The sequence below is a fragment of the Gemmatimonadota bacterium genome (assembly GCA_026706345.1).
Lineage (GTDB): Bacteria > JAAXHH01 > JAAXHH01 > JAAXHH01 > JAAXHH01 > JAAXHH01.
Genome location: JAPOYX010000268.1, coordinates 71,518 through 84,156 on the forward strand (window position 1 = coordinate 71,518; position 12,639 = coordinate 84,156).

A 12,639-nucleotide genomic window follows, 5' to 3' on the forward strand; every position below is an offset into this window, starting at 1 on the left:
ACGGACCGCACGGACCGCACGGTGTGCGCGGACTGTCTGGATCTACCAGCGTGTCCAGGCCGTCCAGGCTGTCCAGGCCGGCAGGGCCGTCCAGGCCGTCCGGGCCGTCCGGAACATAAAGAGGTTCAATATGTTACAACGCATAATCGAATATTCCGTGAAGAACCGGTTCCTGGTGATCCTGGTGACGGTGCTGCTCATCGCGGGCGGGACCGTGGCCCTGGTGGAGATCCCGCTGGACGCCATCCCCGACCTCTCGGACGTGCAGGTGATCGTCCTGACCGAGTATCCCGGGCAGGCGCCGCAGGTGGTGGAGGACCAGGTAACCTATCCCCTGACCACTGCCATGCTCGCGGTGCCCTACGCGAAGACGGTCCGCGGATACAGCTTCTTCGGGCTCAGTTTCGTGTACATCATCTTCGAAGACGGCACGGATCTCTACTGGGCCCGCAGCCGCGTGCTGGAGTACCTGAGCTACGTGACCGACCGCCTGCCGCCGGGCGTCAATCCCAGTCTCGGACCCGACGCCACGGGCGTAGGCTGGGTCTACCAGTACGTCCTCCGCAGCGACCGGCACAACCTGGCGGAGCTAAGGAGCATCCAGGACTGGTTCCTCCGGTACGAACTGACTTCGGTAAACGGCGTTTCCGAGGTGGCCGGCATCGGCGGTTTCGTCAAACAGTACCAGGTGGAGGTCGATCCCAACAAGCTGCTGATCTACGGCATTCCGCTCAACCGGATCAAGACGGCGATTCAGCGGAGCAACAACGACGTGGGCGGCCGGGTCGTCGAAATGGCGGAAGCCGAATACATGGTCCGCGGCCTGGGGTATATCCAGTCCGTCGAAGACCTGGAGAACGTCACCCTGGGGGTCGACAGCTACGGCACGCCCGTTCTGCTGCACCAAGTCGCCCGGGTCACGACGGGGCCGGAGCTGCGGCGCGGGCTGGCGGAATGGAACGGCGAGGGCGAGATCGTCGGCGGCATCATCGTCATGCGGTACGGCGAGAACGCCATGGAGGTCATCTGGAACGTCGAGGAGAAGCTGGAGTCGCTCAAGTCGGGCCTGCCGGAGGGCGTGGAGATCATCACGGCCTACGACCGGTCGAACCTGATCGAACGGGCCATCGACAACCTGAGCGACAAACTCCTGGTAGAAAGCCTCATCGTCGCCCTGGTCTGCATCATCTTCCTGGTCCACTTCCGCTCGGCGCTGGTGGTCATCCTCACCCTGCCGATCAGCGTGCTCGCGGCCTTCCTAGTCATGTCCTGGCAGGGGATCAACGCCAACATCATGTCCCTGGGCGGGATCGCCATCGCCATCGGCACCCTGGTGGACGCCGCCATCGTCATGATCGAGAACACCCACAAGCACATGGAGCGGGACCGCGGGAAGAAGGACCACTGGCGGATCGTGCTCGACGCCACGAAGGAAGTGGGCCCGTCCCTCTTCTACTCCCTGCTGATCATTACGCTGTCCTTCGCCCCCATCTTCGCCCTGCAGGCCCAGGAGGGGCGCCTCTTCAAGCCGCTGGCCTACACCAAGACGTACACCATGGCCGCGGCCGCCCTGCTGGCGATCACCTTCGTGCCGGTCGTGATGGGCTACCTGGTCCGGGGCCGGATCCTGCCGGAACGCAGGAATCCCCTCAGCCGCCTGCTGGTGTTTCTCTACCGTCCCGTGATCCGGGCGGCGATCCGCCTGCGGTGGCTGGCCATCGCCGTAGCGGTGATCGCCCTTTCCGCGACGTGGTATCCGCTACAGCGGATCGGGTCGGAGTTCATGCCGCCCCTCTACGAGGGCGACCTGCTCTACATGCCGACCACGGATCCCGGCATTTCGATCACAAAGGCCCGCCAGTTGCTGCAGCAGACCGACAAGATCATCCGATCGTTCCCGGAAGTGGAACAGGTCTTCGGCAAGGTGGGAAGGGCCGACACGGCGACCGATCCGGCGCCGCTGTCCATGATCGAAACCACCATCATGCTCAAGCCCGAGGAGGCGTGGAGACCGGGCATGACCCGCGAGGGGCTCGTGGAGGCGCTCAACGACGCCATCCAGTTTCCGGGCCTGACCAACGCCTGGACCATGCCCATCCGCACCCGGATCGACATGCTGTCGACGGGCATCCGGACCCCGGTGGGCGTCAAGCTGATGGGAGACGACCTGGCCGTGCTGTCGGACCTGGCCCAGCAGGTCGCAGTGGAACTCGGTGAACTGCCGGGCACGCTCAGCGTCTTCCCCGAGAAAACCCTTGGGGGAAACTACCTCGATTTTGAAATCGACCGAGTCGAGGCGGCCCGCTACGGGATGACCGTCGGCGACGTGCAGGACATCATCATGTCGGCGGTCGGGGGCGTGGAAGTGACCCATACGGTCGAGGGCCTGGAGCGCTACCCGGTGAACATCCGCTATGCCCGGGAGTTGCGCGACGACATATCGGACCTCAGACGCATCCTGATCCCGACGCCATCGGGGGCGCAGATCCCCATCAGCCAGGTGGCCGACATACGGATCCGCAAGGGACCGTCCGGCATCAAATCGGAGAACGCCCGGCCCACGGCCTGGGTATACGTCGATCTCCGGGATACGGACATCGGCGCCTACGTCGATACCGCCCGGCAGCATATCGCGGAGCGCGTCTCGCTCCCCGTAGGGTACAGCATGGTCTGGAGCGGACAGTACGAATACCTGGAACGGGCGCAGCGCCGGCTCCAGATCGTCGTACCGGTCACCCTGGCCATCATTCTCCTGCTGCTCTATATGAACTTCAGGAACGTCGTGGACAGCATGATCGTCATGCTGTCGCTGCCCTTCGCGCTGGTGGGCGGCGTGTGGCTGATGTACCTGCTGGACTACGACTTCAGCATCGCGGTGGGCGTCGGGTTCATCGCGCTGGCCGGCGTGGCGGCGGAAACGGGGGTCGTCATGCTGCTCTATCTCAAGCAGGCGTACCAGGAACGGATAAGCCGCAACGCATTAAACACCCGGCAGGATCTCTACGAAGTGGTCATGCACGGGGCCGTGGAACGGGTGCGGCCCAAGATGATGACGGTGGCGGCCACCATGGCCGGGCTGATGCCCATCATGTGGGGGACCGGCACGGGTTCGGAGGTCATGCAGCGTATCGCGGCGCCCATGGTGGGCGGCATGGTGACTTCCACGGTACTCACGCTCGTGGTCATCCCGGTCATCTACTACATGATCAGATCGTGGGGATTGCGGAAGGCGTAGAGGGGATTTGCGTTACGGGAATCGAGCCGCGGCACCGAACTATAACCGGAATGTGGTGATCGGCCGGGTCTAATTACCTACAAAGAACCGCGCGACAATAACTCATTTCCGCCCGCGGACGTACGCCTGGAAATCCAGGTGGCGCAGGTAGACCTCGATGCACCGCCGCCCGGTGACGCAGAGATCCAGCTCGGCGAGCGCCCGGGCGGGATCGATGTACCGGATGGCCTGGCCTTCGCCCAACACCAGGTCGTCGATGGGCACTTCGATCGGGACGAGATAGAGGTGCCGCACGTCCGGGCCGTCGAAGAAGGTCGCCAGGGGGCGGTACTCGGTCACCGGGTAGCCGATCTCCTCCTCCACCTCCCGAACCAGGCCGTCGTCGGGGCTTTCGCCCTCCTCTACGTGGCCCCCGATGAGGCTCCACTGGTTCGGAAAGATGATGCGGGGGTCGTCGTCGCGGAGATTTACGAGAATGTCGCCGACAGGGTTGACCAGCATGGCGGAGGAAATGGTGGACACGGGACTGCTTCTCTCTGAACGGTGCTACTAATCGTTGGACGACACGGCTGTTTTCCGCTGAACGCTACTACTTCTCGATAGAGCCGGCTACTTGCTGTTGGACACGGCTGCCTTCCGCTAAACGCGGCTACTTTTCATTAGACCCGGCTGCGTCCTGTTGGACGCGGCTGCTTTCCGCTAAGCCCGGCTACTTACCGTTGGACCCGCCAGCCTTTTGCTGGAGGCGGTACAGGGCGTTCATGGCTTCGACCGGGGTCATGAGATCCAGGTCCAGTTCCTTGATGTCCTCGACGACTGGATGGTCCGCGGGTACGAACAGGCTGAGCTGGTAGTCGCCGCCTTCCGGCTTCGGCCTGCCGTGGTGCGGCGTACCGGCCGTGCCGGACTCGCCATCGACGCCTCCCAGCCCACCTGGCGCCAGTTCCTCGTCCTCCAGGTTGGCCAGGATGACCCGGGCCCGCTCGATCACGCTGCGCGGCAGTCCGGCCATGCGCGCCACCTGGATCCCGTAACTCCGGTCGCTCCCACCGGGCATCACCTTGCGCAGGAATACGATCTGGTCGTTCTGTTCGCGGATGGCCACGTTGTAGTTGGCGATGCGGTCGAGGGACGACGCCAGTTCGATCAGCTCGTGGTAGTGGGTGGCGAAGAGGGTCTTGGCGGTCCGTCCGGGCGTATTGTGGAGGTACTCCGTCACCGCCCAGGCGATGCTCAGGCCGTCGAAAGTGCTCGTCCCCCGGCCGATTTCGTCGAGTAGGACGAGGCTGTCCGGCGTCGCGTTGTTGAGGATGTTCGCGGTCTCGTTCATCTCGACGAGAAACGTGCTTTCGCCCCGGGCCAGGTTGTCCGAGGCGCCCACCCGCGTGAAGATTCGGTCCACGATGCCGATCCGCGCGGACCGCGCCGGGACGAAGGAGCCCACCTGGGCCATGAGGACGATGAGGCCCACCTGGCGGAGATAGGTGCTCTTCCCGGCCATGTTCGGCCCGGTGATCAGGGCGATCTGCTTGGTCCGGGAATCGAACTGCGTATCATTCGGCACGAAGGGTTCGCCCCGCAGCAGTTGCTCCACCACCGGGTGGCGGCCGTCGTCGATCTCCAGGACCGATCCGTCATCGATTTCCGGCGCCACGTAGTCGTTCTGGACGGCCAATTCGGCCAGCGCGGTCAGGAAGTCGAGCTGCGCGATGGCCCGGGCGTTGCCCTGGATCTCGCCCAGGCTCCCGGCCACCTCTTCCCTCAATTCGAGGAAGAGGGCGTATTCCAACTCTCCGATCTTCTCCTCGGCACCCAGGATCTTCTCTTCGTATTCCTTCAGCTCCGGCGTGATGAACCGCTCCGCGTTGCGCATGGTCTGCTTGCGGATGTACTCGCCTTCGAGCCGGTCCAGGTTCGGTTTCGTGACTTCGATGTAGTAGCCGAAGACCCGGTTGTAATCGACCTTGAGAGACTGTATCCCGGTGCGTTCCCGCTCCTTCTGCTGCAGTTCGGCGATCCAGCGCTTGCCGCCCGAACTGATCACGCGCAGGTCGTCCAGGTCTTTGTTGTATCCCGCGCGGATGAGTCCGCCTTCCGTCAGCGACAGGGGCGGCTCGTCCACCAGGGCCCGGTCCAGTTTTTCGGCCAGGGGTTTCAGTTCGCGCAACCCGTCCCGGAGGCCGGCCAGCAATTCGGCTTTGAGGCTGGAGAGCATCTCCTTGATCACCGGTATCGCGTGCAGGGCCTGCTTCAACGCAATCAGGTCGCGGGCATTCGCGCGCTCCGACCCGACGCGGGCGGCCAGCCGCTCCATGTCCCCCAGCGACTTCAGGCGGCCGGCAAACTCGTCCCGGGTCTCGTGGTCTTCGTAGAGTTCGCCCACCGCGCCCTGGCGGGCCAGAATGGCGGAGACGGAGACGAGCGGACGGGTAACGGCCTGGCGCATGAAGCGCGCGCCCATTGGGGTGTAGGTCCGGTCCATCACCGAGAGGAGCGTGCCTTCGCGGCCGCCGTCCCGCAAGGAGGTGATCAGCTCCAGGTTGCGCTGGGTCGCCGTATCCATCAGCATCGAGTCCGACACGTCGTATCGCGCCATCGACTTCAGGTGGGCCAAACGGTTCTTCTGGGTTTCCCGCAAGTAGACCAGCATGCCGCCCGCCGCAGAGACGCCGGCGGTCATTTCATCGCACCCGAAACCCTTGAGCGTCAACACCTCGAAATGGTCGAGGAGCGTCTCGAGCGCGTAGTCGTAGGAAAAGGCCCATTCTTCCAGGCGGCTTATCGCGATGTCGGGGAAACGGGGTTCGAGGAGGGCCCCGGCCTGCTCCGCCCGGTCGTAGGATACGATCGCCTCGGTGGGATCCAGGCGGTTCAGCTCGCTGAGCAGGTCGTCCTCGTCAAGCTCCGCCGCGCGGAACTCGCCGGTGGACAGATCGAGAAAGGCCAGGCCGTAGACGTCCTGCCCGAAGGTCAGCGCGACCATGTAGTTGTTCTCGCCGGGATCAAGGGTCTGCGCCAGCATCGACGTGCCCGGCGTAACGACTTCCACCACGTCCCGCTTGACCACGCCGCGGGCCTTCTTCGGATCTTCGACCTGTTCGCAGACGGCCACCTTGTATCCGGACCCGACGAGTTCGGCGATGTACTTCTCCACGGCATGGTAGGGCACGCCGGCAAGCGGCGTCTTTTCCCCGCCGCCCGAGCCCGAGTTTCGCGCCGTGAGCGTAATGCCCAATTCGCGCGAGACCAGTTTGGCGTCATCGCCGAAGGTCTCGTAGAAATCCCCCATGCGGAAGAAGAGAATCGCATCCTTGTGCTGATCCTTCATCCTGGCGTACTGCGCCATGGCGGGTGTGAGGGTTCCGGCGGGTCGGGTCATGGGCAAGGCTGGATTGGCCGGCTTCAGGGCGGCCCGGGAAAACCGGCATTACGCTCGGGGATGCCGCGGGTTTTCCGCTTGATGCTACGCTGCTCAGGGCCATGTGTGGCAGTTGATCTGACGATGTGGAACCATAGTCAAATCAGCCCTTCGAGTCAAGGTGTTTCTCCAGCATTCCAGCACCTGGAAAAGTCCCGCCTGAAGGGAAGATTCGGCCATCGAAGAAGGCCGGATTTTCTTGTGAAGTCATCCCCGACTTGATTACAAAAATCCACCCCCGGCCGGAGTCGCGCGGAACACAAACACTCCTTGACATTTAAGGCGTAAAAACGGAGTTTCCAAAGAGCCGCAGGACAGACGCGGCCCGGTAACACACGGATTTGAAACGACTGATATCGAAAGCGATATGAACATGGGCTATGTGCCCAGGATACTCGCCTTTGCGGGCAGTGCGCGGAGCGGATCGTTCAACGGGAAGCTGGTCCGCATCGCCGCCCGGGGAGCGGAAGAAGCCGGCGCCGTGGTCGACCTGGTCGATCTGCGCGACTATCCCATGCCGTTGTACGACGGCGATTTGGAGGAAAGGGAAGGAATACCGGAGCACGCCGCGCGGTTCAAGGCCCTTATGACGGCCTGCCAAGGCCTGCTGATCGCCGCGCCGGAGTACAACAGCTCGATTACGCCGCTCCTCAAGAACACGATCGACTGGGCGTCGCGGCCCGCGTCCGGCGAGAAGATGCTGGTGGCCTTCCTGAACAAGACCGCCGCGTTGATGAGCGCGTCGCCGGGATCACTGGGCGGTCTACGGGGACTGGTGCACGTCCGGTCGATACTGAGCAACATCCACGTGCTGGTCCTGCCGGATCAGGTGGCGGTGCCAGGTGCCTTCGGGGCGTTTGCCGATGACGACCGGTTGAAGGAGGAGAAGCGGCAGGCTGCCGTGGAGGGACTGGGACGTAAGCTGGCGGAGACCCTGGTGAAACTGCACGGCAACGTGTAGCGACAGGGGGCCGCGGCGCGGCAGGATAGGGAGTTGCAGCACGTGGGGATAGGGCGCGGGGACTGAATGCGAATCGCGTCACCGCGGAAAGCAGCCTATTGCCCCACCAAGGGCGGGAAGCGCCTTACTGCGCCAGCAGGGGCAGGACGGCGGTCTCCAGGTTTTCGTAGGACATCATGCCTACGCGCTTATTCCGGACCGTCCCTTCCCTGTCGATGATGAAGGTGGTCGGAATGCCGTAGACCCCGCCGAACTTCGCGGCGGACATCCCGTCGGTATCGATGAGCGTTAGATAGGTCATGTCCATTTCCTCGACAAAGGGCCTCACGATATCCGCGCCTTCTTTGTCGAGAGCGATGCCGATGACCTTGACGCCCTGGTCGCCGTATTTCTCATGGAAAGCCTGGAAGTCCGGGATTTCTTCGACGCAGGGACCACACCAGGTGGCCCAGAAATTGACGACGCGGACCTGATTTTCGAACTGCGTGATGGTCACTTCGTTTTCATCGAGGTCCTTCAGTGCGAAATCCAGCTCCACCGAGAACGCATCCGATGGTATGGACTCATCTGACGAATACATGACGGGGACGCTGGCCGGGTCGTTTTCACCCAGGATAGCGGTGATCAGGCCGGCCACGATCAGGAGCGCGGCGAGGATGTAGATGACGTTGGGGCGTGATTTCGTTTCCATAATTTCACTCGCCTTGGAAGGGTGGATACGGCCCACAATCGGTCTGTCGCAGTTGATGTAAGATAGCAGGGAAACGCACGCAAGGCAAGGGAATTAGGGGCGAAGAAGATGCGGATAACACGACGGAATATCCCGATGATGGGCACGTTTGCGACGATCATTGCGCTTGCGATGATCGTCTCTCCAGGAACGGCGGAATCACAGGAGGGTGAGCGGGTGGACCACTCCGTGTACGACGGATTGTTGAAGAAGTATGTGGACGACAGGGGCATGATCGACTACCGCACCTGGAAAGCCCGCGACGTGGGGACGCTGGACGGCTACCTGGAGATGCTCAAAGGCGTCGATCCCGAAGGGCTCAGGGACCGGAACGAGGTGTTCGCCTTCTGGATCAATACCTACAACGCGCTGACCATCCGGGGCATGCTGCACTTCTATCCGACCAGCAGCATCAAGAACCACGTCAGCCTGCTCGGGTACAGCATCTGGAAGGACTACAAGATCGACATCCGCGGAAAGGAATACTCGCTGGACGACATCGAGCACAAGATCCTGCGCAAGATGGACGAACCGCTGATTCACTTCGCCCTCGTGTGCGCCTCCATAGGTTGCCCGCCGCTGATGACCGAAGCGTTCACGGCGGAAGACATGGACCGGCAACTGCGGGAGAATACCCTTGTTTTCTTCGCGGATCCCAGTAAGTTTCGGGCCGATTCGGAGAACCGGACCGTGTGGCTTTCGCCGATCATGGACTGGTACAAGGACGATTTCGGGAAGAACCGGCGTGAGCTCCTGGATTACATTGCTCCCTACGTCCCGGACGACGCGGCCCGCGCCTTGCTGAAACGGGAAGACGTGGACATCGACTACCTGCACTATGACTGGGGAATCAACGAGCAGCGAGGTGGTTGAAACGGCTGCACGCGGGGCCGGCGGCGGGACTCATTGCTTTAATTCTCCCGCTGCTGAACGGAATACTGAGCGCTCCGCTGAGCGGAACGCCTCATAACGGATTGAATCCATGACGAAACAGTACCACCTGTGCGCCAGGTAGAAAACGGCGAGGGAGGGAGTCGCGGAAGGCAGGTCGCCAAACTGGTCGTCCTGCTCGCGATCGCCTTCTCCGGCTTTCTGGCCTACACCTTCACGCCGCTGGACGAGTACGTTCAGCCCGTGGTGATGGAGGGCTTTTTCGACTCCATCGGTGGATTCTGGTGGGCGCCTTTGGTGTTCATCGGCCTCTACGCGATCATGACGACGGTGGGCGTGCCGATGGTGGTCATGACCTTCGTCGCCGGGTTCACCTTCGGCGCCATGTACGGTACACTCTACGTGCTGATCGGGGCGAACATCGGCGCGAATCTGGCCTTCGATCTGGCCCGTTACCTGGGACGGGATTTCATTTCCAGGTACATCAAGGGGCCGATTGACCGGATCGACCGGCAGTTGCGGAACCAGGGGTTCCTGCGCATGCTCCAGCTCCGGCTGATCCCCGTCATCCCATTCAATCTGCTGAACTTCGCCGCCGGGCTCTCCGGCATCCGCAAGATGCACTACATGCTGGGCACCGCGATCGGCATCACACCGGCTACGTTCATCTATGCATACACCGCGGCTTCGCTGATGCAGGTCTACATGGCCGGCGCCGAACTGGATGAAATCGCCCGTGCCGCCCTGCGCTCCTCGGCGCTCACCAACCTGGGTATCGCCCTCGCCCTGCTCGTCACCATCTCCCTGACCCCCGCGATCTACCGGAAGCTGACGGGGAAAGCGCGGCAGGCGCAGTAAACGCAGTAAAACCGGTAAGCGCACGTGTAGTTCTCCGCAGTCGTCCTCTCGATTTCCGCAGGGACCACAGGATCCACCGGCTGCTTCACCAATTCGCAAACCAGATCAGGCTTTTCAGGGTTTCTGAGACCGGACTCCGGCCGTCTCAGGCATCCCCGAACCGGATAGAGAACAGGTCCGCGTCCTTCAGCACGAAGCGCAGGCGGATCGGTACGCCGTTGAGGCGGGACAGGTCGCCGCCCTTCCACGCGATCGGGGCATCGAGATCGTCGCCGAACAGCGGTTCCATGTCCTTCGCGGAAAAGCCCTCCACTGCCCGGTCCTGCGCGTCCTGGATTTCCACGGACACGCTGCCGACCGCCGACGTCGAGTAGTTGATGAACAGCGTCGATCCGGTGTAGGTCAGTGGCTTCGTCAGCAATTCGCCGCCGTGATAACCCGCCCGGACTGAAGCGAAACCGTGGGGGCGAACGGTTACCCGCCGCACGGCGTTGGTGTCCCATCCGTAATGCTCGGCGACGTACATGGACCATTCGTCCGGCGCCGTCGGAATGATCCCCGCGGCTGGCGTCTGGTTGCGGTGGGTCCAGTTGCGCTGATCCAGGCCCGCGCTGAGCCAGGCGTCCATGAAGGTGCGGTCCCAGTGGACCCCGTCCCGGCTCGACATGAACACCGCGTCGGAGATCCCGCCGCCGGGATAGTCCATGCCCTCCGTGTCTTTCGTTCGCTCCGGCACGAACCGCATGGGGAAGGACAGCAGGATGTGTTCCGCCCCGGGGCAGAGCGTGGTGGCGTTGGTGTAGAAATGCTCGAACGGGACGCCTTCGTCGTACACGTGATGCTCGGGCGTGGTCCAGTGGATGAAATCATCCGAGGTGCAGCTCTGAATGGCGCGGACCCCGACGCCGTCGTCCCCGGTCTGTTCGAAGTACCGGCTGAAGATGCGGTAGCAACCCGCATAGTCGTCCCACATGGGCACGTTCACCGAATCGAAGGCGCCCTCGATCTTGAGGGGACCGTCCACGATGGATTCCCAGACGAGCCCATCGGGAGAAGTAAAGCCGAACAGCCTGTTCCTGCCCTCTCCGCCGATGGCCTTGAATCTTTGTTCGGACGGCGCGGACGGATTGCCGTCCAGAAAGACGCAGAAGTTGTGTGCCTGGGAGCCCCGGATGAGGATGTTGTTGTCCGTGGATCCCTCCGCCTCCACCAGACCCAGGCCGGGCCGCTCGAAATGGATGCCGTCGTCGCTGACCAGCAGGTTCGTCGTCTGCGTCTGCGCCCAGCCCTCGGGCAGATCCTCGTGCTTACCCGTGGGGTGATAGCCGCGGTAGTACACCAGGATCTTTCCGTCCACCTGCACCAGGTTGTAGCACCCCGTGCAGGCGTTCTCCAGCGGTTCCACAACGCGGAAGACGGTCTCCTTCCGAACGGGTTCATGCAGGTGCTGGTAGGCGCCTGAGAGCGTGTCGATCAGATAGGGGTCTACGAAAAGCTCACGGCGTGAGCCTAGATTGATGGGATTCATGGGGACCTCTTTGAGTACTATAACCTAGGTTATTCAAGCGATATCCTAATCGCAGGAGTCTGTCACAAATTTCATACTGATACGCTACCGAATACCGGGCTTCTTGACCATCAATCTGTAAACGTTGGCATGACTGCGAATCCCTAGACCTAATTCACCAGATGTTACTCCCAAACGATCGAGAAATATTGATTGCGACCTTCGAAGTAACAGGATGAAAGTCGGAGGATTTCAGCCGTATGGTCGATCATGCCATCCAGCGTCTTCATGCAATTATACTTATCCATTAACAGAATCATCTGATCCTCAATTGGTTTTGCGTAGATATCCGTCTCTTGGAGTTGATACTTAAAGTGACCTGGATATTTGCTTTCTGAAGATTTATCAGCGTAGTATAGGGCAAACGATGTGTTATTTTGGATTTTAACCAGCCGCCGATGTTTGCCAACATTGACTACTGCTCCTAGTATTTCAAGATATAGGTTGCCATGATATGGCTGTAATTTTTTAATAAAGGACTTCTGTTCTCTAGTTAGAAATCGCAGTCGATTTTTTGCACGGGATTCGAAGTTCGCTATGTTTTCCGCGATGACAAACTGGGGTATTTTCTCATTTACGTCTGGTTGGTTTAGTTTGGACAGATTAACCACCATGTAATCCAAAGCGGACCGCAGGTTTTCAACGATTTGTGCGACCAGTACCCTTGGCCTACCTACAACATAGCAGTCCTTGGGATGCCTTAACTGTATGGTGCGATTCTTTCTTACGTTGTCGTACCCCTTGATCATGCTACGAATGAAGTTATACAGAAACTTGTCCATCTCTTGAGACAGGGAACAAAGGTTCTCTTGGGCTACTTCGATCCGATCCCAAGCGTCCGAAAGTTCTTCGGGATGATGGGAAGATTCTCCTTGCGCATCATGGTTGTCGTGCACCGTTCTGCCTTTCATGATAAAGGCTTTCTCCGTTACTAACTGCACCTAGTTGTTTGCGCCTAAGTGGGTAGCTGAACTAATCG

Annotated in this window: 9 protein-coding genes; 4 read left to right on the top strand and 5 right to left on the bottom strand. The window is 61.1% G+C overall.

Annotation, left to right across the window (positions count from 1 at the left end):
- The first annotated feature begins 130 nt into the window (after positions 1 to 130).
- Positions 131 to 3,235 carry an efflux RND transporter permease subunit gene (locus OXG98_18815; GenBank protein MCY3774065.1) on the top strand — a complete coding sequence of 1,035 codons (3,105 nt, stop codon included), beginning with the start codon at positions 131 to 133 and terminating at the stop codon, positions 3,233 to 3,235.
- A 102-nt stretch (positions 3,236 to 3,337) separates the two neighbouring features.
- Here the strand turns inward: OXG98_18815 and OXG98_18820 are convergent, their stop codons facing one another.
- A complete protein-coding gene (locus OXG98_18820; GenBank protein MCY3774066.1) occupies positions 3,338 to 3,757 on the bottom strand; it encodes an NUDIX domain-containing protein in 420 nt (139 codons plus the stop codon).
- A 187-nt stretch (positions 3,758 to 3,944) separates the two neighbouring features.
- Positions 3,945 to 6,614: a DNA mismatch repair protein MutS gene (gene mutS, locus OXG98_18825; protein ID MCY3774067.1), complete on the bottom strand. Its 2,670-nt coding sequence runs from the start codon at positions 6,612 to 6,614 to the stop codon at positions 3,945 to 3,947.
- Positions 6,615 to 7,026: 412 nt separating this feature from the next.
- Here mutS and OXG98_18830 point away from each other — a divergent pair, with 412 nt between their 5' ends.
- Positions 7,027 to 7,614 carry an NAD(P)H-dependent oxidoreductase gene (locus OXG98_18830; protein ID MCY3774068.1) on the top strand — a complete coding sequence of 196 codons (588 nt, stop codon included), beginning with the start codon at positions 7,027 to 7,029 and terminating at the stop codon, positions 7,612 to 7,614.
- A 124-nt stretch (positions 7,615 to 7,738) separates the two neighbouring features.
- On the opposite strand, the gene OXG98_18835 is transcribed toward OXG98_18830, so the two are convergent.
- A complete protein-coding gene (locus OXG98_18835; protein MCY3774069.1) occupies positions 7,739 to 8,305 on the bottom strand; it encodes a TlpA disulfide reductase family protein in 567 nt (188 codons plus the stop codon).
- Positions 8,306 to 8,440: 135 nt separating this feature from the next.
- Between OXG98_18835 and OXG98_18840 the strand changes: the two genes are divergently transcribed.
- Both OXG98_18840 and OXG98_18845 read left to right on the top strand, forming a co-directional pair.
- Complete coding sequence (locus tag OXG98_18840; GenBank protein MCY3774070.1) at positions 8,441 to 9,217, top strand: DUF547 domain-containing protein; 777 nt, start codon at positions 8,441 to 8,443, stop codon at positions 9,215 to 9,217.
- A gap of 129 nt (positions 9,218 to 9,346) precedes the next feature.
- Positions 9,347 to 10,093: a TVP38/TMEM64 family protein gene (locus OXG98_18845; GenBank protein ID MCY3774071.1), complete on the top strand. Its 747-nt coding sequence runs from the start codon at positions 9,347 to 9,349 to the stop codon at positions 10,091 to 10,093.
- Between the two features lie 145 nt (positions 10,094 to 10,238).
- On the opposite strand, the gene OXG98_18850 is transcribed toward OXG98_18845, so the two are convergent.
- Complete coding sequence (locus OXG98_18850) at positions 10,239 to 11,621, bottom strand: hypothetical protein (protein ID MCY3774072.1); 1,383 nt, start codon at positions 11,619 to 11,621, stop codon at positions 10,239 to 10,241.
- A 164-nt stretch (positions 11,622 to 11,785) separates the two neighbouring features.
- A complete protein-coding gene (locus OXG98_18855) occupies positions 11,786 to 12,571 on the bottom strand; it encodes a hypothetical protein (protein ID MCY3774073.1) in 786 nt (261 codons plus the stop codon).
- Positions 12,572 to 12,639: the final 68 nt, after the last annotated feature.

Coding starts and splice junctions, on each gene's coding strand:
- OXG98_18815 (MCY3774065.1), top strand. CDS start 131: ATGTTACAACGCATAATCGAATATTCCGTGAAGAACCGGTTCCTGGTG.
- mutS (MCY3774067.1), bottom strand. CDS start 6,614: ATGACCCGACCCGCCGGAACCCTCACACCCGCCATGGCGCAGTACGCC.
- OXG98_18830 (MCY3774068.1), top strand. CDS start 7,027: ATGGGCTATGTGCCCAGGATACTCGCCTTTGCGGGCAGTGCGCGGAGC.
- OXG98_18835 (MCY3774069.1), bottom strand. CDS start 8,305: ATGGAAACGAAATCACGCCCCAACGTCATCTACATCCTCGCCGCGCTC.
- OXG98_18840 (MCY3774070.1), top strand. CDS start 8,441: ATGATGGGCACGTTTGCGACGATCATTGCGCTTGCGATGATCGTCTCT.
- OXG98_18850 (MCY3774072.1), bottom strand. CDS start 11,621: ATGAATCCCATCAATCTAGGCTCACGCCGTGAGCTTTTCGTAGACCCC.
- OXG98_18855 (MCY3774073.1), bottom strand. CDS start 12,571: ATGAAAGGCAGAACGGTGCACGACAACCATGATGCGCAAGGAGAATCT.